General features: G+C 67.5%; 23 protein-coding genes. 10 read left to right on the forward strand and 13 right to left on the reverse strand.

What is annotated here, in order from left to right; translation table 11 throughout:
* Positions 1 to 1,209: NADP-dependent isocitrate dehydrogenase (locus RMO97_RS11510; protein ID WP_310541174.1), on the reverse strand; the 1,209-nt coding region annotated here is incomplete at its 3' end.
* Positions 1,210 to 1,333: 124 nt separating this feature from the next.
* A complete protein-coding gene (bla, locus tag RMO97_RS11515; protein ID WP_310541176.1) occupies positions 1,334 to 2,350 on the reverse strand; it encodes a class A beta-lactamase in 1,017 nt (338 codons plus the stop codon).
* Positions 2,351 to 2,409: 59 nt separating this feature from the next.
* On the opposite strand from bla, the gene RMO97_RS11520 reads away from it, so the two are divergent.
* The 3 genes from RMO97_RS11520 to RMO97_RS11530 are packed head-to-tail and all read left to right on the forward strand — an operon-like array spanning position 2,410 to position 5,536.
* Positions 2,410 to 3,189 (forward strand): RNA methyltransferase, encoded by a 780-nt coding sequence (locus tag RMO97_RS11520; RefSeq protein ID WP_310541177.1) that lies wholly within the window; start codon positions 2,410 to 2,412, stop codon positions 3,187 to 3,189.
* Between the two features lie 5 nt (positions 3,190 to 3,194).
* Positions 3,195 to 4,268: a nitronate monooxygenase gene (locus RMO97_RS11525; RefSeq protein ID WP_310541178.1), complete on the forward strand. Its 1,074-nt coding sequence runs from the start codon at positions 3,195 to 3,197 to the stop codon at positions 4,266 to 4,268.
* Between the two features lie 17 nt (positions 4,269 to 4,285).
* On the forward strand, positions 4,286 to 5,536 hold the full coding sequence (locus RMO97_RS11530; protein WP_310541179.1) for a DUF1254 domain-containing protein: 1,251 nt from the start codon (positions 4,286 to 4,288) through the stop codon (positions 5,534 to 5,536).
* A 23-nt stretch (positions 5,537 to 5,559) separates the two neighbouring features.
* Here the strand turns inward: RMO97_RS11530 and RMO97_RS11535 are convergent, their stop codons facing one another.
* Positions 5,560 to 6,336: a DeoR/GlpR family DNA-binding transcription regulator gene (locus tag RMO97_RS11535; RefSeq protein WP_310541180.1), complete on the reverse strand. Its 777-nt coding sequence runs from the start codon at positions 6,334 to 6,336 to the stop codon at positions 5,560 to 5,562.
* Between the two features lie 113 nt (positions 6,337 to 6,449).
* A complete protein-coding gene (locus RMO97_RS11540; protein ID WP_310541182.1) occupies positions 6,450 to 8,636 on the reverse strand; it encodes a TonB-dependent receptor in 2,187 nt (728 codons plus the stop codon).
* Between the two features lie 224 nt (positions 8,637 to 8,860).
* Here RMO97_RS11540 and RMO97_RS11545 point away from each other — a divergent pair, with 224 nt between their 5' ends.
* The 3 genes from RMO97_RS11545 (at position 8,861) to RMO97_RS11555 (ending at position 11,852) form a co-directional block, all read left to right on the forward strand.
* Positions 8,861 to 10,597: an alpha/beta fold hydrolase gene (locus RMO97_RS11545; protein WP_310541184.1), complete on the forward strand. Its 1,737-nt coding sequence runs from the start codon at positions 8,861 to 8,863 to the stop codon at positions 10,595 to 10,597.
* A gap of 174 nt (positions 10,598 to 10,771) precedes the next feature.
* Positions 10,772 to 11,389 (forward strand): 30S ribosomal protein S4, encoded by a 618-nt coding sequence (rpsD, locus tag RMO97_RS11550; RefSeq protein WP_304782186.1) that lies wholly within the window; start codon positions 10,772 to 10,774, stop codon positions 11,387 to 11,389.
* An 85-nt stretch (positions 11,390 to 11,474) separates the two neighbouring features.
* Positions 11,475 to 11,852, forward strand: a complete 378-nt coding sequence (locus tag RMO97_RS11555) for a hypothetical protein (protein WP_310541186.1) — start codon at positions 11,475 to 11,477, stop codon at positions 11,850 to 11,852.
* Between the two features lie 3 nt (positions 11,853 to 11,855).
* Here RMO97_RS11555 and RMO97_RS11560 read toward each other — a convergent pair whose 3' ends face one another.
* The gene (locus RMO97_RS11560) at positions 11,856 to 12,275 is read right to left on the reverse strand and encodes a thioesterase family protein (RefSeq protein WP_310541188.1); all 420 of its coding nucleotides are present in this window, start codon (positions 12,273 to 12,275) and stop codon (positions 11,856 to 11,858) included.
* Between the two features lie 6 nt (positions 12,276 to 12,281).
* Positions 12,282 to 12,626 carry a Grx4 family monothiol glutaredoxin gene (grxD, locus tag RMO97_RS11565; protein ID WP_310541189.1) on the reverse strand — a complete coding sequence of 115 codons (345 nt, stop codon included), beginning with the start codon at positions 12,624 to 12,626 and terminating at the stop codon, positions 12,282 to 12,284.
* 196 nt (positions 12,627 to 12,822) lie between these two features.
* Between grxD and RMO97_RS11570 the strand changes: the two genes are divergently transcribed.
* Both RMO97_RS11570 and RMO97_RS11575 read left to right on the forward strand, forming a co-directional pair.
* Positions 12,823 to 15,603 carry a TonB-dependent receptor gene (locus RMO97_RS11570; RefSeq protein WP_310541191.1) on the forward strand — a complete coding sequence of 927 codons (2,781 nt, stop codon included), beginning with the start codon at positions 12,823 to 12,825 and terminating at the stop codon, positions 15,601 to 15,603.
* Positions 15,600 to 16,616: a hypothetical protein gene (locus RMO97_RS11575; RefSeq protein ID WP_310541193.1), complete on the forward strand. Its 1,017-nt coding sequence runs from the start codon at positions 15,600 to 15,602 to the stop codon at positions 16,614 to 16,616. Before RMO97_RS11570 ends, RMO97_RS11575 begins: the two co-directional genes overlap by 4 nt.
* Here the strand turns inward: RMO97_RS11575 and RMO97_RS11580 are convergent.
* The 5 genes from RMO97_RS11580 to RMO97_RS11600 all read right to left on the reverse strand — a co-directional run bounded on the left by RMO97_RS11580 (position 16,595) and on the right by RMO97_RS11600 (position 21,494).
* A complete protein-coding gene (locus RMO97_RS11580; RefSeq protein WP_310541194.1) occupies positions 16,595 to 17,425 on the reverse strand; it encodes a class I SAM-dependent methyltransferase in 831 nt (276 codons plus the stop codon). The two genes, RMO97_RS11575 and RMO97_RS11580, sit on opposite strands and share 22 nt — an antisense overlap.
* Positions 17,422 to 19,287, reverse strand: coding sequence for a tripartite tricarboxylate transporter permease (locus tag RMO97_RS11585; protein ID WP_310541195.1), 1,866 nt, complete (start codon positions 19,285 to 19,287; stop codon positions 17,422 to 17,424). Before RMO97_RS11585 ends, RMO97_RS11580 begins: the two co-directional genes overlap by 4 nt.
* Positions 19,287 to 20,021, reverse strand: coding sequence for a hypothetical protein (locus tag RMO97_RS11590; protein ID WP_310541196.1), 735 nt, complete (start codon positions 20,019 to 20,021; stop codon positions 19,287 to 19,289). The genes RMO97_RS11585 and RMO97_RS11590 overlap by 1 nt, the downstream gene beginning before the upstream one ends.
* Positions 20,022 to 20,363: 342 nt before the next feature.
* On the reverse strand, positions 20,364 to 21,254 hold the full coding sequence (locus RMO97_RS11595; protein ID WP_310541198.1) for an aldo/keto reductase: 891 nt from the start codon (positions 21,252 to 21,254) through the stop codon (positions 20,364 to 20,366).
* 6 nt (positions 21,255 to 21,260) lie between these two features.
* Complete coding sequence (locus RMO97_RS11600) at positions 21,261 to 21,494, reverse strand: BolA family transcriptional regulator (protein WP_310541200.1); 234 nt, start codon at positions 21,492 to 21,494, stop codon at positions 21,261 to 21,263.
* Positions 21,495 to 21,566: 72 nt separating this feature from the next.
* On the opposite strand from RMO97_RS11600, the gene RMO97_RS11605 reads away from it, so the two are divergent.
* Positions 21,567 to 22,202, forward strand: a complete 636-nt coding sequence (locus RMO97_RS11605; RefSeq protein ID WP_310541202.1) for a hypothetical protein — start codon at positions 21,567 to 21,569, stop codon at positions 22,200 to 22,202.
* A gap of 35 nt (positions 22,203 to 22,237) precedes the next feature.
* Here RMO97_RS11605 and RMO97_RS11610 read toward each other — a convergent pair whose 3' ends face one another.
* Entirely contained in the window at positions 22,238 to 23,470 is a 1,233-nt protein-coding gene (locus RMO97_RS11610; RefSeq protein ID WP_310541204.1) for a serine hydrolase domain-containing protein, read from the reverse strand.
* Positions 23,471 to 23,622: 152 nt separating this feature from the next.
* Here RMO97_RS11610 and RMO97_RS11615 point away from each other — a divergent pair, with 152 nt between their 5' ends.
* Complete coding sequence (locus RMO97_RS11615; RefSeq protein ID WP_304782209.1) at positions 23,623 to 24,105, forward strand: CinA family protein; 483 nt, start codon at positions 23,623 to 23,625, stop codon at positions 24,103 to 24,105.
* Position 24,106: 1 nt separating this feature from the next.
* Here RMO97_RS11615 and purL read toward each other — a convergent pair.
* A partial coding sequence (purL, locus tag RMO97_RS11620) for a phosphoribosylformylglycinamidine synthase subunit PurL (protein ID WP_310541205.1) occupies positions 24,107 to 25,690 on the reverse strand: 1,584 nt, incomplete at its 5' end.

Genomic DNA, 25,690 nt, shown 5'->3' on the forward strand with positions numbered 1-25,690 from the left:
CGCGAGTTCTATCGCCAGGTTCGCGGCGACCTTGTCCAGGAACCCTTCCGTCGTGAGCCAGCCCTGGGTGTCGCCCACCAGCAGGGCCAGGTCCTTGGTCATCGCGCCGCTTTCGACGGTGGAGACGCAGACCTTCTCAAGCGTCGTGGCGAAGTGTTCCAGCTCGGAATTGCCGTCCAGCTTGGCGCGGTGCTTCAACCCTTGCGTCCAGGCGAAGATCGAGGCGATGGAGTTGGTCGACGTGCTCTCGCCTTTCTGGTGCTGGCGGAAGTGGCGGGTGACGGTGCCGTGGGCGGCCTCGGCCTCCATGATCTTGCCGTCGGGGGTGATCAGCACCGAGGTCATCAGGCCCAGCGAGCCGAAGCCCTGGGCCACCTGGTCGGACTGCACGTCGCCGTCGTAGTTCTTGCACGCCCAGATGAAGCCACCCGACCACTTCAGCGCCGAGGCCACCATGTCGTCGATCAGGCGGTGCTCGTAGGTGATGCCGGCTTCCTTGAACTGCGCGGCGTACTCGGCGGCGAAGATCTCGGCGAAAATGTCCTTGAAGCGGCCGTCATAGCCCTTGAGGATCGTGTTCTTGGTGGAGAGATACAGCGGATAGGTGCGCTGCAGGGCGTAGGCGAAGGAGGCGTGGGCGAAGTCGCGGATCGAGTCGTCCAGGTTGTACATGGCCATGGCCACGCCGGAGCCGGGGTAGTCGAACACCTCGTGCTCGATGACCTGGCCGTCCTTGCCTTCCCACTTGATGGTCATCTTGCCGGGGCCGGGAACCTTGAAGTCGGTGGCGCGATACTGGTCGCCGAAGGCGTGGCGGCCGATGATGATCGGCTGGGTCCAGCCGGGGATCAGGCGCGGGACGTTCTGGCAGATGATCGGCTCGCGGAAGACGACGCCGCCGAGGATGTTGCGGATCGTGCCGTTGGGCGACTTCCACATCTTCTTCAGCTTGAATTCTTCGACGCGGGCCTCGTCCGGCGTGATGGTCGCGCACTTGATGCCGACGCCGTATTTCAAGATGGCCTCGGCCGACTCGACGGTGATCTTGTCGTCGGTGGCGTCGCGGCTCTCCATGCCCAGGTCGTAATAGGCGAGGTCGATATCGAGATTGGGCAGGATCAGCTTGTCCTTGATCCACTGCCAGATGATGCGGGTCATCTCATCGCCATCGATATCGACGACAGGATTGGCGACTTTGATCTTGGCCATGAGGGCGATGCGCTCCGGGGCGTAAAATTGGCTTTGGGGCCGTATACTAGGCGTCGGCCTCGACGCAAAGGGCGGGTAGCCCGCCAAGGCCGTTTAGACGCAAGGCGGTCTCAGGGAGGGGGCGTCAACCGACGCCCCGGGTCACCGCGCGCGCGACGTCAGCCAGGATTTTCTCGCGGCCGGCGGCGTCCAGGGTCGAACCCGCCAGGAAAACCGCCACCGCGTAGCGACGCCCATCGGCGAGGGTGACGATACCGATATCATTGACGGCCGAGGTCACGCCCTGGTCAGTCCGCGCGGTCCCGGTCTTGTGGGCGAGACGGGCGTTCGACGGGAAGCCCGCCTTCAGCCGGTCCTGGCCGGTGGGGGTTTCCGTCATGATCTGCAGCAGCAGCTTGTTGGAGGACGGCGACATCAGCTCGCCATCATCCAGCTTGTCGAGGAAGTTCAAGGCTCCGCGCGGAGTGGCGGTGTCCTGCGGATCGGAGAGATAGATGGCCACAGCGCTGCGCCGGGCCTCCGGCGGAACGCTGTTGAGGGCGGCCGTATAGGCCTGCGAGCCCTTCCAGGCGGGGCGAAATGAGGCCATGCCGGTGCTGTCGGGCTGGAGCTGGCGCTCATAGCGGTCGACCCGAATCTCCTCGACCTTCTTGCCGACCAGCCAGGCGGTCACCGCGCCGGGGCCTCCGATCTTCTTCATCAACACATCGGCGGCGGTGTTGTCCGATCCCCCCGCTGCGGCGACCAGCAGCTCGCGCACCGTGTAGTCGCGTCTGCCCGGATAGGCGTCGGCGATGGGGCTGAAGGGGGGCGACAGGTCCTCGTCGCGAAGGGTCATTGTGTCGTCCAGCCTCAGCCGGCCGGCGTCCACCTCGGCCAGGACCGCGGCGCCCAACGGCGCCTTGAAGACGCTCTGCATGGGAAACCGACGTTCGCCGTTGAAGTCCCAGGTCTCGCCGCTCTCCAGGTTCATCAGGCCGACCCCCAGCACGCCGGGCCGCGCGCGCTCGGCGATCGCGGAGACTTCGGTGGAGAGCTGGGGGAGGTTGAGCTGCGGCGTCTCGGACGCGGTCTGTGGCGAGCCAGAGCCGCAGGCCGACAGGGCCAGGGCGACGAAAGCGACGGCGAGAAATATGCGCATGGATCACCTTAGCGCACACCGGGCTTGCCATGTGGGGCGCAAGAGATTGAAAACGCGCCATGTCCACAGGTTCCCCGCCCTGCATCATCCTGAACGCCCCGCAACTCGCCCAGAACATCGGTGCGGTGGCGCGCGCCATGGCCAATTTCGGCCTGGCCGACCTGCGCCTGGTCAATCCCCGCGACGGCTGGCCCCAGGAGCGCGCCTGGTCGTCGGCCTCGGGCGCCGAATGGCCGCTCAACGCCGCCCGGGTCTATGACAGCGTGGAAGACGCCATCGCCGACCTGCACCTGGTCTACGCCACCACGGCCCGGCCCCGCGAGCTGCAGCTGCCGATCCTGACGCCCCGCGAGGCGGCCGGAAACCTGATCCACGAGGTGGCCGAGGGCCGCAATGTCGGCCTGTTGTTCGGCGGCGAGCGCGCGGGACTGGAGACCGCTGACATCGCCCTGTGCCAGGCGGTGGTGACCCTGCCCATCGATCCGCGCTTCCGGTCGCTGAACCTGGCCCAGGCGGTGATCATCCTGGCCTATGAGTGGCGCATGACCCAGGCGACCGGCGCGCCGGCCATCTTCCGCGACGCCCCGCCGCCGGCGGAGGCGGCCGCGATGCAGGGCCTCTATGACCACTTCGAGCAGGAGCTGGAGGCGGCGGGTTTCTTCCATCCGCCGGAGAAGAAGCCCTCGATGATGCAGAACCTGCGCTCGGCGCTTGGCCGCGCCCGGTTCTCCGACCAGGAGGTGCGTACCTTCCGCGGCGTGGTCACCGCCCTATCCAAGGGCCGCGGCCGCGCCCTGCACAAGCTGGCCCGCGAGAAGGCCAAGCAAGACACGGAGTAGGCCCCATGGACTTCAAGGCCTTCCTGGACGCCTTGCCGATCCCGATCCTGCAGGCGCCGATGGTGGGCGCCTCGTCGCCTGAGATGGCGGTGGCGGTGTCCAAGGCCGGCGCCCTTGGAGCCCTGGGGGCGGGGGCCCTGGCGCCCGCCGATATCGAGCCGGCGGTGGCGGCCCTGAGGGCGGCCACCGACAGGCCTTTTGGCGTGAACCTGTTCATCAACCCTGTGGCCGCGCCCGGCGCGGAGGTGATCGACGCGAGCCTGCAACGCCTCGCCCCCTGGTACGCCGAGCTCGGCGCGCCATTGCCGGCCGCGCCCAATGACTACGCCCCGGACTTCGAGGGCCAGTTCGCGGCCCTGGTGCGGGCCGCGCCTGCCGTGGCCTCCTTCACGTTCGCCATCCTGACGAAGGCCCAGGTCGACGCGCTGCACGCGGCGGGCAGCTATGTGGTGGGCACGGCGACCACCGTGGCCGAGGCCCGCGCCTGGGCGGCCGTCGGCGCGGACGGGGTCAGCGCCCAGGGCGCGGAGGCCGGCGGTCATCGCGGCCACTTCCTGGCCGAAACACAAGCGAGCCTGGTGGGAACCCTGGCGCTCGTCGCCACCATCCGCGACGCCCTCGACATTCCGGTGATCGCGGCGGGCGGGATCATGGACGGACGCGGCGTCGCGGCCGCTCTGGCCCTGGGCGCCGACGCCGTCCAGATGGGCACGGCCTTCCTGCTGGCCGACCAGACGGCGGTGAGCGCCCCCTGGCGCAAGGCGCTGGAGGCCGCCGGCGACGACCCCACCCGCCTGACCCGGGCCTTCACCGGCCGCCACGCGCGGGGAATCGAGAACCGCTTCATGCGTGAGATGCGCGGGTTCGAGGACGAGGTCCCGGCCTATCCGGTGCAGAACCGCCTGACCCAGCCCCTGCGCGCCGCCGCCGCCAAGGCGGGGGAGGCTGAGATGCTCTCCCTGTGGGCCGGTCAGGGTGTCAGGCTTGCGAAGCCGGGCGATGCGGGCGAGATGGTCGGCAAATGGTGGGAGGAGGCCAAGCAGGCCTCCCAGGCCCTGTCCGAACGGGTGGGCCGCTAGCGGGGGGAATTGAGACGATGGCGAAGACCGATCTGGCCGCGCTGCAGGCCGCCGCCCACGACGCCTGGCTCTTCACCCTGCCGCTGGTGGAGATCGCCACCACGCGGGCCAGGGGCCTGGCCAATGGCTCGCCGATGAACGTTTTCGGTCACATGCGCCGGCTGGCCGACCACAATGCGCGGGCGGTCACGACGCCCAACAATGACACCTTCTATTCCACGGCCCAGGTGGACCTGTCCCAGGGCCCGGTGACGATCAATGTGCCCGCCACCGGCGAGCGCTACTTCTCCCTGGCCCTGATGGACGCCTACACCAACAACTTCGCGATCCTGGGGACCCGCACCACGGGACCGGACGGCGGGACCTTCACCCTGGTGGGACCGACCGACGCCGCCGAGGGCCCCAATGTGGTGCGTTCGCCTACCAACCATGTCTGGGCGCTCGCCCGCATCCTGGTGGATGGACCGCACGACGTGGAGGGCGCCAAGGCCGTCCAGCACGGCCTCTCCATGCAGGGGCCCGCCGCGGACGCCCCCGGCCCATTCGCGCACCGTGGCGCGCCCTGGGCGGCGTATTTCGCCACCGCCGCCCAGCTGATGGCGTTGAACCCGCCGCAGGTGCAGGACCGCGCCTTCCTGGCCGGCATGGCGCCCCTTGGCCTCGCCGACTTCGAGCCCAGCCGGTTCTCGCCCGAGGAGGCGGCCGCCATCGAGGCCGGGGTCGCCGAGGCCCGAGCCGCCGCGCGCAAGGGCGGGCTCTCGGGGGCGGGCTTCACCGATGGCTGGTCCTATCCCTCGGCCCGGCTCGGGGACTTCGCCCAAGACTACGGCCTGCGCGCCTCGGTGGCGGTGTCGGGCCTGGCCGCCCTGCCGCCTGCCGAGGCCATGTACATGCGCGCCGAGGGTGACCTGAAGGGGGCGCTGTTTGACGGGACGAAGGCGTGGCGTCTGCACTTCCCGGCGGACGGCCACCTGCCGGTCAATTCCTTCTGGTCGCTCAGTCTCTATGAGGCGACCCCCGACGGGCAATTCTTCTTCACCGACAACCCGCTCGCCCGCTACGCCATCGGCGACCGCACGCAGGGCCTGGTCACGGGCCCCGACGGCGCTCTGGACATCTGGATCGGCCACCAAGATCCAGGCGGCGAGCGGACCGCCAACTGGTTGCCAGCCCCGGCCGGCCCCTTCGCCCTCTTCATGCGGGCCTACCTGCCGAAGACCGAGCTGCTGGAAGGCGGCTACCGCCTGCCGCCGGTGTTGGCGGCCTAAGTCCAGATCGTCCGCCGCCGCAGCTAAGCTGTCGCGGCCGCCTCTACAATGCGGACGCCATGAGCTTCGCAGACGGCCGCCAGAGCCGGGCTGCTCATATGGTCGGTGGCGAAGACATCCACTTCGCTGATATGGCCGATCCGCACCGGCGCCGGACGGCCGAGCTTGGATCTGTCGGCGGCCAGGATCACCTGGCGGGCGTTGTGGATGATCGCCTGCGAGACCTGAACCTCGTTCATGTCGAAGTCCAGCAATGTCCCGTCCTCGTCGATGGCCGAGGCCCCGATGATGGCGAAGTCGACCTTGAAGCTCTTGATGAATTCCACGGCGAAGGCGCCGACAGAGGCGCGATCCACCTGGCGCACCCGACCGCCCACCACGATCACCTCGATATCGGGATTGCGATACAGCAGGTCGACGACGTTGAGATTGTTGGTGATCACCAGCAGCTTGCGGCGGGTGGCCAACGCGCGGGCCACCTCCTCGGTGGTGGTGCCAATGTTGATGAAGATCGAGGCCTTGTCGGGGATCAGGGCGGCGACCACCTCGCCGATCGCCTGTTTCTCCGCCTTCGCCAGGACGCGCCGGGCCTCATAGGTCAGGTTGTCGATGCCCGAGGTGATGACCGCGCCGCCATGAACCCTCGCCAGCAGGCTGTCGGCCGACAGGTCGTTGAGGTCCTTGCGAATGGTCTGAGGCGTGACGTCGAGCCGCTCCGCCAGGACGTCGACTGTCACCTTGCCCGTCTGGCGAGCGATCTCGAGTATGGCCTTGTGCCTATCGGCGACGGCGCCTGCCATGGGTCTGGGAAACTCGTCTGCTGTGAAGCCCGATCATGAGGGGGATGGCGCCGGCCCGCAACCAGGGCCGGTACGCCGCGGAGCCCGCGACGCACCGGCCCCTGGAGATTCGACTAGAACCTGTAGTTAATCTCCAGGCCGTAGCGCCGGGGATAGGTCGGCGCCAGGAAGATTTGCTGGAAGGTCGTGGTGTCGGGCCCAACCAGCCCGCCGGGGGTGTCGTTGTCGCCGAGGTTCTTCACCCAGGCGGCGATCTCCCAGTTCCCGTGGCCATAGCCGAGCCGGGCGTTGCTCTCCCAGTAGGAGGGCAGGCGTGAAAGCGGCCGGTTCTGCGGGGTGTAGTACTGGGAGCCCACGTAGTTGGCGTCGATGTGGAAGCTCAGCTCCCCGTCAGCGCCCACCGGCAGAGCATAGTCGGCCGCGACGTTCAGCGACTGTCTGGGCGCCTCGATCAGTTCTTTGCCCTTCAGGTTCACCGGGGTCAGGACGCCTCCAATGATCTCGTTGAGGACCAGCTTGGTGTACTCGGTGTGCAGCAGACTGCCCCCGGCCCGCAAGGTGAGTTCCGGGGTGACCTGGGCTACCGCCTCGACCTCGAGGCAATAGAGCTTGGCGGCGCCGGCGTTGACCACGTTGGACTGGCCGATGCTGACCGTGTTGATGAACTGCTGGTTCCGGTAGTCGTAGTAGAAGACCGAGGAGTTCAGGGTCAGGCGACGATCGAACAGCTGGGTCTTCAGTCCACCCTCGTAGGAGTTCAGGGTCTCGGGCTCGGCGACGTTGATGTCGGCGGGATTGAACAGGGCCGAGCCGTTGATCGCGCTGCTGCGATAGCCGCGGGCGTACTGGACATAGGCCATGATGTCGTCAGAGAACTTGTGCCGCAGGCCGATGCGGCCGGTTGGCGCCGAGTCGTCATAGCTCTTTGTCGGCTGAGGGGTGATCGGCGGCGCGCCAGCCCCTGTGACCCGGAAGTTGGAGATCGCACCCTTGTCGTGTGTCCAGCGGACGCCGGCATAGATCTGGTCGGCGGCGCTCAGGTCATAGGTGCCGTCAGCGTAGATGGCGTAGGAGTCACGCTCTTGGTCGTAGCGCTGGTTGCGGATGATGGCGCCGGCGAAGAAGTTCCAGTCGGTGCGGATGGCCACCTCGTCATGGCCGAAATAGACGCCCGCGATGAGGTTGAACGGCCCTTCGAAATTGGTCGAGACCCGCAGGTCCTGGCTCCATTCCTTGGTGTCGGCGTAGAAGTCGATGGCCAGCAGCGCGGCGATCGAGCCATCGCCGTCCACATTGTTGAGGAATGAGCCGCGGGTATAGTTGCTGATCGCGGTGAGCGTCAGGTCGCCGAAGCGCTTGTTCATGGTGAGCGTGGCGCCGTCGCCATCGGCTCTGATCTGGCCACCCGTGCGGTCGTAATAGCCTTCGTGGTTGTCGAACGACTTGCCGGTCAGCGGGTTGACCCGAGGGTTGACGCCGAAGGCGTTCTTGCCGCCCGGCAGCAGGCCGACATTGACTGTCCCGATATTGGTGGGATTGGCGCGCGAGCTGAACAGCCGCAGGGTGGCGTCGAAGTCATCGGTGGGCCGATAGAGGAAGCTGACGCGGACCGCGCGGTTGTCGATGGAGGACAGATCCTCGCCCGCTGGATTATAGTTCTTGACCCAGCCGTCGCTCTTCGAGGCGTTAAACGCCACGCGCATGGCCAGCTTGTCGTCCACCAGCGGAACGTTCAGCGCTCCGTTCGCGTGCCAGAAACCGTTGTCGCCCGCCTGGATCGAAAGGTTTCCGTTGGTGTCAAAGCTGGGCGCGCGGGTGATGAAGTTCACCGCTCCGCCCGTGGTGTTCTTGCCGTAGAGCGTCCCCTGCGGACCGCGCAGGACCTCTACGCGGGCCAAGTCGAAAATCTGCGGTCCGCCGAGGAACTGGCTGGCGACGTAAACCTCGTCGTAGAAAATTCCGGTCGGCGAGTTGCTGTTCAGGTTGAAGTCGGGCGTCGCGACCCCGCGCATGGAGAACTTCGGCTGATCCTCGTTGCCCAGGTTCGACACCCGCAGGTTCGGGGTCATGCGCGCGATCTCGGTGCCGCTGTTCAGGTTGGCGGCCTGGAGCTGCTTCTCACTGATCGAGGTGATTGAGACTGGCACATCCTGCAACCGCGCCTCGCGCTTCTCGGCGGTGACGATCACCTCCTCGACGGTGGTCTGACGCGTGGCTTGCGCAAAGGCGGGTGCGGCCTGCACCGCCGCGAGGGCGGTGGCTGCCAGCAATAGCCCACGGCGGATGTTTTGGAATTCCATTGCGTTTCGCTCCCCAGGATCGCGTTCTCGACGCGATATCTTCGTTTTATCTTCGTTCTGGGAGAGGTACGAAGCAAGAAACGCACTGTCAATCGTGACGTTGACGCTTGATGTGGCGGGCGCGGCCGGAAAGCCTGGCTTGGTGGGCGAAAAGCGCCCTTACTTGCGGTGTTCAAACTTTTCGTATCGTCATCAAGAACGAAAATCCCGGGGGGAAGCGGAAGATGAGTGTGTCGGACACGATGGATTTGGCGGGGCAGGCGCGCGCGCGCCTGGGGCCGCCGTGGCGGCTCCTTCTCGTGGGGCTGATCCTGATGGTGATCGGCGTCGCCGTGGCCGCGCGGGTCGAACGCTCAGGCGGAGTGGATCTGCACGACGTGCGCTTCACCGCTGACGACGGCACCGTCTTCAGCGGCCTTCTCTATGTGCCCAAGACGGCGACGGCGGACCGGCCGGCGCCCGCCATCCTGGCGGTGCACGGCTATATCAACACTCGCGAGACCCAGAGCGCGTTCGCCATCGAATTCGCGCGGCGCGGCTATGTCGTCCTGGCCCTGGACCAGCGAGGCCATGGGTACAGCGGCGGAGCGGCGACCACCAAGGGTTTCGGCGGGCCTGAGGGTCTCGCCTACCTGCGGTCCCTGGACATGGTCGACCGTGATCAGATCGGTCTGGAGGGCCACAGCATGGGGGGCTGGGCCGTGCTGGCCGCCGCCGCGGCCATGCCGGACGGCTACCGGTCCATGGTCCTGGAAGGTTCGTCGGTAGGGGCGCCCTTCGCGCCGGACGGCACGACCGCCTGGCCCCGGAATCTTGCGGTGGTGTTCAGCCGCTACGATGAGTTCGCGCCCCTCATGTGGGGCGTTCCCAGTGGCGCAGCCATCGGCGAGAGCGCCAAGCTGCGCGCCGCCTTCGGAACAGGACAGCCGGTGTCGGCCGGCCGGGTCTATGGCGATATCGCCGCAGGCACCGGGCGGATCCTCCACAGCCCGCCTGTCACCCACCCCGGCGACCACATCTCCGTCGTCGCTGTCGGCCACGCCATCGACTGGTTCGCGCGGACGCTGCAGGGTGGCCGGCCCCTGCCCGCCACCGACCAGATTTGGTGGTGGAAGGAGGGGGCGACGGGCATGGCCCTCGTCGGCGTCTTCGTCTTCTTACTGGGCGCATTCGGCTGCCTGCTCGCCTTGCCGCCCTTCGCCGCCCTGCGCGGCGCGCCCGTCCGGGGTTCTGCACCCGCCGACCTGCGCTGGTGGGCCCTGCTTGGCCTGACCAGTTTCATCCCGCCCATCACCTTCTTCCTGGTCAACTTCACAAATCCGCCGCCGCTCCCGGTGTCGGCGGTCTTCCCCCAGCAGATCACCACCTGGCTGATGATCTGGGCGCTCGGCAATGCGACCCTTGCGTTGGTGCTGGGCGCGATCCTGGGCAGGAGCCGGCCGGAACCCCGGAAGCCCTGGGGGCTTGCCGCGCTCCTGGCCCTGGCGACCTTCGCCGTCGTCTACGGAGCAGTCGTCGTGGCGGGCCTGGCCCTCGTTGACTTCCGGTTCTGGGTGCTCGCCCTAAAGCCGCTCAGTCTCTCCCAGGCCTTGGCCGCCTTGGTCTACCTGCCGGGCTTCACGCTTTTCACCTGCGTTTCGTTTCGGGGGCTCGCAGGCCTGCTCCGCGGCCGTGCCCGCGGGGCGCAATACGCGGTCGCCGTCGCGGGGCTGGCGCTCGGCTTTCTGGTGCTCACGGGCGGACAGTACGTCTATCTCTTCGCCACAGGCCGCCTGCCAGCCGTGACACAGGCCCTCACGCTCATTGTGGCGATGCAGTTTGTCCCGGTGCTGGCCGCCCTGGCGGTGCTGGCGGTCTATGCCTGGCGACGCACCGACAGCTACCTTCCGGGCGCATTGCTCGCTGGCCTTATGGCCACCTGGTACATGGTCGCTGGCACCGCCACCCATTTTGCCGGCTGAGTCCGACGGCGGCGCGATTGACTTAGGGCCTCCGTCGCATCATAAACCGCCCCTTCGCGCCGCCGGGTCACCCTGGCGGCTGCGGACACCTATGACGGGTGATCTGGACGCCGCCGTTGAAATCGCACCTTCGCTTATGAAGGCGCCGGCCCGGATCGTGTTGAAAGAGCTACTATGTCCAAGCGGCATTCCGCGAAGTACAAGATCGACCGCCGGATGGGCGAAAACATCTGGGGTCGTCCGAAGTCCCCGGTGAACACCCGCCAGTACGGCCCCGGCCAGCACGGGCAGCGGCGCAAGCAGAAGGTCTCCGATTTCGGCCTGCAGCTGCGCGCCAAGCAGAAGCTGAAGGGCTACTACGGCAACCTGACCGAAAAGCAGTTCAGCCGCACCTATGAGGAAGCTGACCGCCGCAAGGGCAACACCTCCGAGAACCTGATCGGTCTGCTGGAATCGCGTCTGGACGCCATCGTCTACCGCGCCAAGTTCGTGCCGACCGTGTTCGCCGCCCGTCAGTTCGTGAACCACGGCCACGTGCTGGTGAACGGCAAGCGCGTCAACATCGCCTCCTACCGCGTGAAGGCCGGCGACATCGTCTCGGTCCGTGAGCGCTCCAAGAACATGGCGCTGGTGCTGGAAGCCCTGCAGTCGGGCGAGCGCGACACCCCCGACTACATCGAGATGGACACCAAGGCGATGACCGCCAAGTTCATCCGCGCCCCGGAATTCAACGAGGTCCCGTACCCCGTGAAGATGGAGCCGAACCTGGTCATCGAATTCTATTCGTCCTGATCGGTTTCGACCTGCCTGAGTTTGCGAAGGCCCCGGAGCGATCCGGGGCCTTTTGCTTTTCGGCGATCTGTGGCGGAGTGGGGCCATGCATCGTCGTCTTCTGCTGATCGGGGCCTTGAGCCTGCTCGCCGGCTGCGCCACCGCCGCCCCGCCCATCGTCGCACCCGCCGGGTCCTCGCTTGGGGAGCTGGAGCCGCTCTATTCGGCCAGCGCCGGCCGCGAGGCCCTGACCATCCGGGTCTCTTCCAACGGCTGCACCAAGAAGGAGGATTTCGCCTTCTATGTGGAGCGGAAGGGGGACGCGGTGACCCTGGCCTTCGGCCGCAAGCGCCTGGACCCCTGCCGGTCTTTCGCTATGGGGCACACCGACCTGACCTTCACCTATGCGGAGCTGGGGGTGGCGGGCCGCACGCCGCTGTTCGTGCTGAATCCGTTCTATCCGTGGACGGGGCCAGGTTCCTGAGCCTCAGATAAACCGGTCGACCATGTCCTGGGGCACCCGCTTGGGGCGGCCGGTGGCGGCGTCGATCAGGCACCAGACGGTGACCGCCTGGGCGCACATGGCGCCGTCGGGACCGTCGATCCGGACGTAGCGATCAAAGCGGGGCCCGTCGGGCTTCCTAGCCACCCAGGTGCGGGCGCGCGCCCTCTCGCCCGGCAGCAGGGCGCGGCGGTAGTCCACCTCGTGGCGCAGGACGATCCAGGCCCAACGCGTCTGGTCCTCCGCCGGCTGGCAGGCGGCCCAATGGGCGGTGGCCATGTCTTGAATCCAGCGCAGGTAAACCACGTTGTTCACATGGCCATTAGCGTCGATGTCCGAGGCTTGCGGCGTGAAGCTCTGTTCGAAGACCTGCTGGCCTTCGGGCGGTTCAAGGAGCTGCGCCACCGGCGCTTAGGCCGCGAGGACGCCTTGCTCGATGAGCAGGGGCTTCAGTTCGCCCGACTGGAACATTTCCTTGACGATGTCGGCGCCGCCGACGAATTCGCCCTTCACATAGAGCTGCGGAATGGTCGGCCAGTCGCTGAAGGTCTTGATGCCGTCGCGCAGGGAAGCGTCCTGCAGGACGTTCACGCCCACGAAGTCGACGCCCAGATGATCGAGCACCTGGACCACCAGGCCGGAGAACCCGCACTGGGGCTGTTCGGGCACGCCCTTCATGAACAGCACCACCGGATTGTCGGTGACGGTGCGGCTGATGAACTCGTGGACGGGGTTGGCGGTGGCGGCGTCGGTCATGGGACGGGTCTCTCGTCGGAAACTTCGCCTGAGAGCTAGGGAGCCAGGACCCTCGGGTCAAGCGCCGGCGCGTTTGGCCGCAGGCGGATCCGCCCCCGCGGCTGTTTTGGAATCGTCGTTTTCCCGGCATAGTGACGCTTGATTTCATGAGATGAGTAGACCATTCCCCGTGCTGGCTGGGGCGCTAGACACACTGATGAACGGTTCAATTCCCAGGCGTCAGCCGTGGCGGCTCGGCGGTACGGCTCTCATCGTAGGCGCCGCCATCGCGGCCCAGGCCCAGGCCCAGGCCCAGGCGCCTCAAGTGGATGAACTCGTGGTCACCGGCTTCCGCGCCAGCTTGGCCAGCGCCATCGAGATCAAGAGGACCGAGGCCGCCCTCGTCGATGTGATCAACGCCGAGGACATGGCCGACTTCCCGGACCTGAATCTGGCCGAGGCCCTGCAGCGAATTCCAGGGGTCGCCATCGACCGGGACGGCGGCGAAGGCCGTTCGATCACCGTGCGCGGTCTGTCGGGGGACTTCAGCCGTGTGCGGCTGAACGGACTGGAGGCCCTGGCCACCACAGGCGGCAAGGACACCGCCGGGGGCGCGAACCGGGGGCGCAGCTTCGATTTCCAGGTGTTCGCCTCGGAACTCTTCAACCGGGTGACCGTGCGAAAGGCGCAAAGCGCCGAGGTTGAGGAGGGCTCGCTGGGCGCCACCATCGACCTCGTCACCGCCCGGCCCTTCGACACCCCAGGCTTCCACGCAGCGGGTGGCCTCCAGTACGGCTACAACGACCTCTCTCGGAAGGCCGACCCCAGGGCCACGGCCCTGATCTCCGACACCTGGTTCGACGGCAAGCTGGGCGCCCTGGTTTCGGTGGCCTACAGCGCCCGCAACATCCTGGAGGAGGGCGCCACCAGCGGACGCTGGGAAAACCCCTCGGTGCCGACCAATTCCGGCGGCTGTTTCCTGAACGCCGGGGCCTGCAACAGCCCGCCGGGCGTCTATAGCCCCGTCAACTCGGCCTGGCATGCGCGCATTCCGCGCTATCAGCGGTTCACCTACGATTGGCGGCGGTACGGGGCGACGACGGCGATCCAATTCGCCCCAACCGATGCGACGACGCTTAGCTTGGATGGCATGTTCGCGCTGTTCGACGGCAGCCGCAGCGAAGCCTATCTGACCACCTACCTCACGCGCCTGGCTCAGACCACGGTGCGAGACCCGGTGTTCGGCGCGCGGAACCAGCTAGTGCGCGCGACCTTCGACGACACCGACGTCCGCAGCGAGGTCCGCTACGACGAGCTGTCCAGCGAGTTCAGCCAGCTTTCCCTGAGGCTGGACCATGAGTTCAACAGCCGGTTCAAGATCAAAGCGGTGGTCGGCCAGTCGCGGTCGATCCAGGACAATCCTATCCAGACGACCATGTCCTTCGATCGCTACAATCAGGACGGCTACAGCTACGACTTCTCCGGCAGCCAGACCCTGCCCGCCCTGAATTACAACTTCGATGTCGCCGATCCCGCCAATTGGCAGTTCAGTTCCAGCGCCGCCGAGGGCTTCCCCTCCCTGCTACGCCAGCGGCCTAACAAGACCTCAAACCGGTTCAAGACCCTTGGGGTCGATGGCGAGTTCAAGTTCAGTCAGGCTCTCACCCTGAAAGGGGGCCTGCTGTTCAAGGACTACCGCTTCACCACCGCAGACTGGCGGCAGAACACCATCAACGGCCTGCAGGACGCAGCGGTCCCGCTGCCGGGCGTGGGCTTGGCGCAGATCAGCACCGTGATCAGCGGCTTCGGGCGCGGGCTCGGCGCCCCGGCCGGGACCCCAAGCGCCTGGCTGGCGCCTGACGTCAGCAGGATCGCAGACCTCGTCGACCTCTACTGCAACTGCATCAACACCTATGGCGATTTCCGGGTCAGCGCCGCCAACCAACGGGCCGCCAATCGCGACGTGGGTGAGCGGGACCTGGGTCTCTACGCCCAGGCCGACTTCTCGACGGCGGTGTTCGACATGCCGCTGCGGGGCGATGTCGGCGTGCGCCGCGTGGCCACCACCAGCATCGCCCGGGGGTATGTGGGCGCCAGCTATGTGGCGGTGTCGCGCAAGTACGACGACACCCTGCCGGCCCTGAACCTGGTGCTGGAGCCGCGCCAGGACGTGCTGATCCGGTTCGCCGCCGCCAAGGTCATGGCGCGTCCGCAACTGCCCAGCCTGACGCCGGGCGGATCGATCAACAACACCGCCCACACCCTTACGATCGGCAATCCGCTGCTGGACCCGGTCCGGGCCAACACCTTTGATCTGAGCCTGGAATGGTACCCGGCCCGTGAGACCCAGTTCAGCATCGGGGTCTTCTACAAGGACCTGCAATCCTACATTCAGAGCTCGGCGGCCACGATGCCCTACAGCGCCACCGGCCTGCCGGTCAGCCTGCTGACCACGCGCAACAGCCCCGACACCATCTTCCTGGTGACCCAGCTGCTCAACACGGCCGGCGGCGAACTGAAGGGATACGAGATCAACCTGCAGGGACCGTTCAGCTTCCTGCCCGCACCCCTCGACCGGTTCGGCGGCATCGTGAACTACACCCATGTCGACTCCACGGTGACCTACATCACGGATTCCTCGGTGGTCCCGGCGGCGACCACGACCCTACCCCTGGTGGGCCTGTCGCCGCGGTCCTGGAACACGACCCTCTACTATGAGGACACGCGCCTCAGCGCACGCGTCTCAGCCTCCCACCGCGACGAGTATCTGGCCGCGGTCCCCGGCGGCAACGGGAACGACGCCCGGGGCAAGAACAGCACGCTGAACGTCGATCTTTCGGCCAGCTATAAGGTCAACGACCAACTCAGCCTGACCTTCGAGGCGATCAATCTCACCGACGCCTTCGAAGACCGCTGGATCTCCATCGAGCGTCGAAATTCGGAGGATTACACCCACACCGGACGGCAATTCTATCTTGGGGCGAGGTACCGGTTTTGAGCGAAGCCAGCCCGAGGGTGGGGTTCATCGTCGGTAACGACTTCGATCGAACGATCCAGTTTGACCAGGAGGGCGTGGTTTACCTCCAGGGCAACAACGACGCTGGCCGGGTTCTGGCATTGCTGCCGGAACGCGAGTTCGATCATGCCCGCATCCATATCGCGCCGAGCTATTTTCGCAAGGCGCGCAGGTGGAACGTCTCTGAGATCGACGTCTTCTGGAACATGGTTTCCGACGCCGACCAAAACCCGAAGACTTTGGACGCGATTGAGAAGTTCACCGCCGACTTCGACATTCCCGTGATCGATCCCCCGCACCAGGTCCGGCACACCCGTCGCCACCAGATCGCCCTCCGCCTGGCCGGCATCGACAATGTCCACATGCCCAAGACCCTGCTGCTGCGCAATCCCACCCTGGAGCGGCTCAAGCGGCAGGTTGAGGAGGCCGCCTTTGAGTTCCCGGCGATCATCCGCCGGACGGGCACGCACAATGGGCAGATGCTGGGAGTCGTGGCGTCGCTGGAGGAGATCGAGGGCGTCTACGGCGACCGGAACAACGACTACTACCTGACCGAATTCGTGGACTTCCGGCGGGCCGACGGCTGGTACCGCAAGACCCGCTTTTTCCTTGTCGGAGGGGACATCGTCGTGCGTCAGCACGTGGTGTCAGAAAACTGGAATATCCACGGCCGCTCCGGCCGGGAGATGGCCGACGACTCCCCCCAGCGCCTGGAGGCCAAGGCGATTGTGGGCGGCGGGTTCGCCGGCCTGCCGGAAATCACCCGGGCCGCCCTGAGGGAGATCGGCGACCGGATGGGTCTGGAGTACTTCGGACTGGACGCCAGCGTCGACGCCGACGGCCGCGTCTTGGTGTTCGAGGCCAACGCCACGATGAACTTCCTGCCGAGCTCCGGCCATATGCGCGGCCGGAGCGCGGCGGCGCTCGAGCCTATGCTGGCCGCGGTGCGCAAGCTGGTGTTGGCCAAGGCCGGTCAGCGCACGACGAAGACGTAGCGCGCCTTATCGTCTGCCTCGTCCGGGGCGCGGTTGGCCCGGCTTATCCGGGCCACATCCTCCACCTCGAAACCGCCGGCCGTGAGCACGTCTGCGATCGCTTCCGGCGTCGCCAGGTTCCACAGGCGATCGGTGCGATGGGCGGCGTAGCGCTCGAGCAAGGCCTGGAACTCGCTTGGCGCGCCGGGCGGCGGAATTCCCGCAGCCGCGAGGCGCGCCAAGGTCCGTGCGGTCCATGCGGCCTGGTCGCCCGCAGCCCCCGCCTTGACCTCGTCACGAACTGTCCGCGCGACCAGGACTAGCCGCCCGCCCGGGGCAAGGGAGCGACGGAGTCGGCTTAGCACCTCGATCCGATTCTCCGGCGGAACGTGGGCCAGCATCAGGTGGGAGAGGATCAGGTCCCAGCGGGCCTTGTGATCGAGTTCGGCGAGATCGATCTTCAGGGTCTTCACGACGATGCCCACGTAGGGCGGCAACTGGCCGATCACTTCCAGGGGCGTGCGGCAGAGATCGGCGACGGTAATGGCCAACGGCATGCCTGCCGCCGCGCGGACAACCAGGTCGAGAAGGGCGGGGTCGGCGGCGCCGGCCACCAAAACCCTGGCGCCGGGATCCAAGGCGGCGGCGATGCGCGGCGCAAGGGCGGGTTCGTCGGACGCAAGGCCGCCGTTCAGACCCGCGGCGCGCAGCACGCCCCAGACCCGATGATACCCACCGCACGCCAAGCAATGGCGCGCACCATGCCGCCACGCCGCCTGGGCCAAGCCAGGCAGATCGTCGGGTGAAATGCAGGCGAGCGGGTCGGTCACGGCTGAAGCATCTCCAGGCCCAGTATCGCGGCCGCGCTGAGCGCAGCGGTGATGGCGGCGGTTAGATAGCCCACGCCGGCTCTCAGGACCAAGGCGGCGCAGACCAGGGCTCCGGCCGCGAGCGGCAGGCTGACGAGCCACGCGATGATCAGGGCCACGGCGAACAACGCCAGGGTCGGGCCGTCCGGCGCCTCAGCCCGAGGCGCGGTCGTCCAGTGAGGCCAGACGCGCAAGGCGGCGAGCGCGGCTGAGAACAGGCCAATCCCCCCCGCCACCTGGATCACGCCGCCCGCCATAGGGGCCAGGGTGGTGGCCACACCCAATGCCGATACGCTAGCCGCCCCTGTCAAGGCGATCGCCGCCGGGGTCAGGCGCGTCCCGGTCTCTCGCTCGGCAGGCCTCGCGGCCCGGAGCCGGGTCCATCCGGCCATCAAGAAGATCGCCGTGGCCAGTCCAAGGATAACCAGGACCCCGGGCCGGGTGAGCGCGTCCCAGCCGTAGACCATGCTCGAGCGCACAAGGCCGAGCTCCAGCCCCGGGGCGAGGACGAAGCCGAGGAGCAACGGCGCGCGCGCGATGTTGGCCCCCTTCAGCAGCAGACCCAGGCCCGAAAAGGCGACCAATTGGACCAGGGCCGAGAGACCCGGCTGGGTGAGCGAGGTTGCCGCCAAGGCGGCGGCCAGGGCGACTGGGACAACCTGATCGCGCCTCACGGTGGCGAACCGCGCCATGGCGGGCGCCAGGGCCAGGCAGAGCGGCACGGCCAGAAGGTTCGAGGCGATGTTGGTCCAACCGAGGAGGAAGACGAACTCGGGCGTCTTGGTCAGCATCCGCGGACCCACTTCGACCCCAAGCGTGGCGAAGGCGGCCAGCAGGATTCCCATCCCCGAAGAGCCTGGAATGCCCAGGAACAGGGTCGGAACCAGAGATCCGCCTTCCTTGGAGTTGTTGGCGGCTTCGGGGGCGATCACCCCGGCGATGGCGCCCTCGCCATAGGGGATGGCCGAGGGGTGGGTCTGGCGGGCATGGCCATAGGCCATCCAGACGGCGGCGCTGGCGCCCAGGCCGGGAATGAAGCCCACCACCACGCCGATGATCGAGCTGCGCAGCAGCAGCCAGCTATGCTCAACGACCTCGAGGCAGCCCCGCAGGACGCCGCTCAGCTTCGCAGCGGGCGGGGCCGGGGCGTGCGCCTCCGGCTCCCGGGCGCACAGCTCCGGGACCACGAACAGGCCTGTCACCAGGGCGGCCGCGTTCACCCCGTCCCAAAGGCCCAGATGACCGAAGGTGAAGCGCGGCGCCCCAGAGAACGGATCGATCCCCACGCAGGCGATGAGAACGCCGAGGGCCGCGGCCATCAGACCGCCTGCCAGCCAGCCGCCGCTGAGGGCCGCGATCGACAGCAGGCCAAGCGCCGACAGGGCCGTGACCTCCGGAGCCGCGATGTGGGGGATGAGGGCCAGGGCCAGGGGCGCGGCGAGGAACAGGAAAACGGCGCCCACCAATCCCCCGAACGCCGACGCCGACAAGGTCGCGCCGATGGCGCGGGCTCCCTCGCCCCGCCGGGTCATGGCGTAGCCGTCTATGGCGGTGGCGGCCTCGGTGGATGAGGTGGGCGTGCCCAGCAGGATCGCGGGGATGGCGCCTGAGGTGTGCACTACCGAGTGGAACGCGATCAGGAAAACCGCCCCGGCGCTCGGTCCGAACCCGATCGCGATCGGGGTGACCAGCATCATGCCGGCGCGCCCATTCACGCCTGGCGTCAGACCGGCCAGAAGCCCGGCGAAGGTCCCCGCCACTAGGCCGCCGAGTACGAAGGGTGAGCCAAGCAGGCCGGTGAGGGCGCCAAGGACGTCCGACATCAGGCCGCCGAAGCCGCCATGGCGCGCCTCAGGGCCGGGCCGACGGGGGCCGATGGGGCGAACAGGCGGCGCAAGGTCGCCTCCACCTCGGCGCCGGCCACCCGTTCAAGCGCGAAGCCGCGGGCGGTCGCTGCGGCCCGGAACTCTGAATCGGCGACGACTCTGTCCAGGTGGGATCGCCACTGTGTGAGGATCGCGGCAGGTGTACCCGGCGGCAGGGCGAACATCCGACCCAGAGCGGCGGTGGCGGCGACGAGCGCTAGCAGCGGTGGCGCGTCCGGCCCCTTGGCCAGGCTGGCAAGACCAGGGGCCGCGGCGCTGGCGGGCTCGGCGATCTCGTTCAGGCGCAGAAGAACTCGCGAGCCTGGCGTCTGGAGCAGCGGGTCCAGGCTGGCGAGATCGCCGATGACGCCGTCGGCCTCCCCTGAGAGCACGGCCAGGTTCCGTGCGCCGCCGCTGTAACCCGGGACCGGCTTCAACCGCGCCCCGGTCAGATGGCTGACGATCCGCGGCTCGACATAGCTGGAGCTTGAGGTGCTGGAGGCCGCGAGGACCAGGGACCGGGGGCGGGTGATCAACTGTCCGAAGCTGGTGACCCCGCTCTGCCGGTTGACCACCAAAACCCTGCGGTCGGCGCCTATCCCACCCAGCCAGCGGAATTGCGCGAGATCAAGGGTCTGGTTGGCGTCAGAGAGCAGGTTTTCATAGATGAGCGGCGTGGGCAGGAACGCCATCACAGAGCCGTCCGCGTTCGCCTGCAGAAGCTGGCTGGCGGCCAGCCGCCCGCCGGCGCGCCCCTCGTTCTGTGCCTGGACTGCTTGGCCCGTAAGACGCTGCAGATGCTGGGCAAAGAGGCGGCTGAAGCCATCATTCCCGCCGCCCGCCGCGGTGCCGATGATGAGGCGAACGGGCCGGGTTGCGCCTACACGTGCGCAGGCGGCGAAGCTTGATGCGCCGACGAGACCAAGGGCCGCGCGGCGCGTGACCTCTCTGACAGGCCACAGGTCGCGCCGCACAATTTTCACCTCCGCTTCAAAGCGGCATTATGCCCGTAAGTCGCGGATTCTGCGAGCGCTCTAGGCTCGGCGCTGTTCGCCGCCGTCAGCGCTGAAGCGGGCCATTTCGATCTGGGCGGCGACGCCGGTGGGCAGGTCCTTGTCAGTGATCAGGGCGAGGCGCTCGATCGCCTCGGTCCGGAACTGCTCCACCTGGACCGAGGCGAAGGCGGGCTCGGTGAGGGCGTAGGCAAGGCAGATCTCTTCGGCCGACCAGCCATGGGTCTGGTGCAGGAAGGCGTAGGTGCCGGCCCCGGCCAGGGGCTCGGCGCGCTTGAACAGGCTGGTCCGGATCGAACCGCCGCCGCCCACAGGCCGGCACAGGGCGGCCGGGAAAGGATCGTAGGCGATCATGGTCATGTCGCGGGCCGAGGCGTCCTTGATCCGCCGGCGGGCCTTCCAGTCGGAGACCAGGTTGAAGGGGGTGGCCAGGACGTCGAAGAGACCGCTCTCGAGGCAGGCCTCGATGCTGTCGCCGTCCCCTACCACGCCCATCTGCAGGACCAGGCCCGCGGCCCGAAGGTCGGCGAGATAGCCGTGGCCGTCGGGAGCGAGGGTCTCGAAGGCCGCTTCGTCAAGCATCAGGACGTCGAAATAGCCGGCCCCGGTCTTGGCCAGGCCGCCGCGCACGCTGTTGGAGATGGCCTCTGCGGTGAGCATCTTGCGAGGGTCGCCATGGATGCGCCAGCCGATGGCGATCAGCCGCCGTTCCACCGCGCGCAGCGCCTCGCCGAAACCCAGCGCCATGACGTCGGAGCCGGCGGTGATCTCGAAGCAGTTGACCCCGCTCTCCATGGCCCCGAACACCAGGGTGCGCCAGGCGTGCGGCGTGGTCATGTTCGGAGCTTCGCGCAGCAGCAGGCTGATGGCCGAAACCGCCTTGCCGCTGGAGCCGAAGGGGCGGTAGCGCATGGCGGTCTAGCCCGGCGCCTGGGTCTCGAGCGCGAGCGCGTGCAACTCGCCGCCCATCTTGCCCTTGAGGGCGGCGTAGACGAGCTGGTGCTGCTTGACCCGCGACAGGCCCGAAAAGGCCTTCGAGACGATGCGGGCGCGATAGTGATCACCGTCCCCGGCCAGGTCCTCGACCTGGATCTCAGAGTCGGGGAAGCCTTCGCGAAGCGCGGCCTCCAGTTCGGCAATGGGCATGGGCATAGGAATCGCGCCTCTCAGGACATCGTTTCTGCGCTAGAAAGCTTAACAAGCCTTGGATTGGAGGTCTGTTTCATGCTGCGGATCGTTGCGGTCGTCTGGGCGGCCCTGAGCCTGTCGGCCTGTGCGGTGGTCAGCTCTGATCGGCCGCTGTTTTCGCCGCTCGATGCGGCGGGGGCGCCGATCCTGAAGCCAGGTCTTTGGGCCATGCCCGTGGGCGATTGCACGTTCAGCATGCGGGGCTCGGCCCTCAAGTGGCCCGATTGCGCGAACGGCGCCTATGTGGGCCCTTCGGCGCTTGTGGGCGGCAAGCGCGACACTTCGGGCGCCTTTTCCGAAGCTCTGACCTACCGGATGGCGGTGGGCGACCCGGCCATCCTGCAGATCGAGGCGCCCGCCGACCGCGCGCCGGGCGATCCCAAGGTGTTCTATCTGGGTGTCCGGCCCTTGGCCTCCGATGGGGACGGTCGGGTCACCAAGGCGCGGCTGTGGTTGGCCCTGTGCGCCAAGCCACCACAGACGGACGCAGGAAACCCCAGGCCGGCCAAGCTCCCGGTCGGCCTGACCGCCATCAAGGGCCGGGAGGAGTGTCTGGCCCGCACCCAGACCGCCGTCCGCAACGCCGCCAGCCAGAGCGAGGCCTGGGCGTTTGGCGGCGATGGGGAGGATTTTGGACTGGTCGCCCGCTGGATCCGCGACGGAGACCGGTAGGGATCCCTCCCCGCGAGGGGAGGGATCTGCCGTCGTCAGTCGATGATCGCCGAATAGATCAGGCTCTTCAGCTGGCCGCGGAAGTTGAAGGTTCCCGACGGCATGAGCTGGGTCATGAACACCACCGAGAGGTCTTCTTTCGGGTCCACCCAGAAGATGGTGGAGGCCGCGCCACCCCAGTAGTAATCGCCGGTCCCGAGTGTCGCCGTCTGGGTCTGGCTCATGGTCGAGGCGAAGCCGAGGCCAAAGCCCACGCCCTCGTTGGCGGTCTCGGAGAAGCCGCCGATGGCCATCTGGGTCAGGTCCTTGCCGCCCGCCAGATGGTTCATGTGCATCATCTCCAGGGTGCGCGGGCCGATCACGCGATGACCGTCCAGCTCGCCGCCCCGGCGCAGCATCTCGCAGAAGCGCATATAGTCGGCGATCGTGCCGGTCAGGCCGCCCCCGCCGGACTTGAAGCCCGGCTCCTTGGCGAAGGCGCTGGTGGCCGGATCATCGATCACCTTCAGCTTCTTGTCGGGACCGCGCTGATAGTTGGCGCAGAAGCGGTCGATCTTGTCGGGGCTGACGAAGAAGGAAGTGTCCTTCATGCCAAGCGGCCCGAAGATCTCTTCCTGCAGGTACTGGGCGAAGGGCTTGCCGGACACCACCTCCACCAGGGCGCCGCAGATGTCGGTGGCCAGGGAGTACATCCAGCGTTCGCCGGGCTGGTACAGCAGCGGCACCTGGCCGAGCTTGTCCAGGAACTCCATCATGGTGTCGTTGGACCCGGCGCTGCGGACCTTCAGGCCGCGATAGATCTTGTCGACGGGGTGCTGATCGCCGACGCCGGGCAGGCCGCCGCCGTAGGTGAAGCCGCCGGTGTGGGAGAGCACATCCTTGAAGGACACGGGCCGCTTGAGCGCCTCGGTGACCATGCTGTCGCCCTCGCCCGAGACCCACACGCTGTGGTTCTTCCAGGACGGGACAAAGCGGCTGACCGGATCGTTGAGCTGGAAATAGCCCTTTTCGTAAAGGGTCATCAGCGCGATCGAGGTGATCGGCTTGGTCATGGAATAGATGCGGAAGATGGCGTCATCCATCATCGGCTTGTTGCGCTCCAGGTCCATGGACCCGAAGGACTTCAGATAGGCCTGATGGCCGTGGCGCGAGACGGCGATCTGGCAGCCGGCGATCTTCTGCGGGCCGATATAGTTGCGCTCGATATGGTCGGTGATGCGTTCGAGCCGACCGGCGTCGAGCCCGGTCCACTGGGATTGGGCGTCCATGAATAATTCCTCCGAAAATCGCGGTTGTTCTAATTGGCGCCATCATGAGCGGAGACCGCGGCCCCGCCAAGAAATTCCTGACGCTGGGGCAGCCGGTTGCGCCGGGCCGCCCGCCGCGCGATGACGGTGGGAACAGACAAGAGGAACCGCCGATGCAAGCGCTCTACGACCTGGCCGAAACCGTCGGCGCCAAGCTGAAGGAGGCCAAGCAGACGGTGGCTGTCGCCGAAAGCTCGTCGGGCGGCCTGGTGTCAGCGGCCCTGCTCAGCGTCGCCGGGGCCTCGGCCTATTATCTGGGCGGCGGGGTGGTCTATACGGGCAAGGCCCGCATGGTGCTGATGGACCTGCCGCGCGAGGCGGTGGCCGGCATGCGCTCGGCCAGCGAGCCCTACGCCATGCTGCTGGCCCGAACGGTGCGTGAGCGGTTCGGCGCCACCTGGGGCGTCTCTGAGACCGGCGCGGCGGGCCCCAACGGCAACGGCTATGGCGACGCCTCGGGCCACACCTGCATCGCCATCTCAGGACCCATCGAGATGGCCATGACCATCGAGACCGAATCCGACGACCGCAAGGCCAATATGGAGGCCTTCGCCGCCGCCGTGCTGCGGATGCTGGAGCGGTCGCTGTCGGAGTGACCTAGCCCATATAGCCCGGCATCCAGCCCTCGTGGCCGGCTCGCAGATCGGCGAGGGAGACGCTGAAAATGCCGGCGCAGGCCAGGGCCTTGCCGTCCGCATGGCCGACGACCTCGCCCGCGACGCCGGCCGCCTGGGCGGCTTTCAGCAGGGCGATGGGGTCTGCGACCGCCACCAGATAGCGGGCCTGATCCTCGCCGAACAGCAGGGCGTGGTCGGGCAGCTTGGACGGCAGCTCCAGGGTGATGCCGACGTCGGAGGCCAGGGCCATATCGGCGGCCGCGGCCACCAGTCCGCCATCGGAGAGGTCGTGGACGACCGTGACCCGGCGGGCCTCGATCTCCGCGCGGACGAAGTCGCCGATCTGGCGCTCCATGGCCAGGTCCACCGGCGGCGGGGCGCCGTCCTCGCGGCCGAGGATCTCGCGCAGGTACATGCTGGCGCCGAGTTCGCCCCGGGTCTCGCCCAGCAGCACCAGGGTGTCGCCGGGCTTCATGCTGGAGAAGTCGGCGCGCCGCGTGGAGTCCACGAGGATGCCCACCGCCCCCACGGTCGGGGTCGGCGGAATGGCGGCGCCATTGGTCTCGTTGTAGAGGCTGACATTCCCACTGACGACCGGGAAGTCCAGCACCCGGCAGGCCTCGGCCATGCCGTCGATGGCGCGGACGATCTGGCCCATGATCTCGGGGCGCTCGGGGTTGCCGAAGTTCAGGTTGTCAGTGATGGCGATGGGGTCGGCGCCTACGCAGGTCAGGTTGCGCCAGGCCTCGGCCACGGCCTGCTTGCCGCCTTCATACGGGTCGTTCTGCACATAGCGCGGGGTGCAGTCGGAGGTGACCGCAAGGGCCTTCTTCGTCCCGTGCACGCGCACGATCCCGGCGTCGGCGCCGGTGGCGCTATCCTCCAGGGTGTCGGCCATGACATGGCGGTCGTACTGTTCCCAGAGCCAGCGCTTGGAGGCCATGTCCGGCGCGCTCATCAGCTTCAGCACGGCGTGCCCGTAGTTGTCAGGCTCGGGAATGTCGCGGGCGTCGAGGCGCGGATGCAGCTGCGGCTGCACCCAGGGACGGTCATAGAGCGGGGCGTCCTCGGCCAGGGGCGCCAGCGGGATGTCGCAGACGATCTCGCCCTTGTGCTTCAGCACGATGTGGCCGGTGTCGGTGGTCCAGCCGATGACGGCGGCGTCCAGGCCCCACTTCTCGAAGATCGCGTGGCCGTCGTGCTCGCGGCCGGGCTTGAGGACCGCCAGCATGCGCTCCTGGCTTTCCGACAGCATCATCTCGTAGGCGCTCATGCCCTCTTCGCGTTGGGGCACCATGTCGAGGTCGAGCTCGATGCCCACCTGGCCCTTGCCGGCCATCTCCACGGAGGAGGAGGTGAGGCCCGCCGCACCCATGTCCTGGATGGCGGCCACGGCGCCCGAGGCCATCAGCTCCAGGGTCGCCTCGATCAGCAGCTTCTCGGCGAAGGGGTCGCCGACTTGGACGGTGGGGCGCTTCTCGTCCGACGCGTCGTCGAACTCCTGGCTGGCCATGGTGGCGCCGTGGATACCGTCTCGGCCGGTCTTGGAGCCGAAATAGACCAC

This window comes from Phenylobacterium sp. (genome assembly GCF_031425575.1).
Taxonomy (GTDB): Bacteria; Pseudomonadota; Alphaproteobacteria; order Caulobacterales; family Caulobacteraceae; genus Phenylobacterium.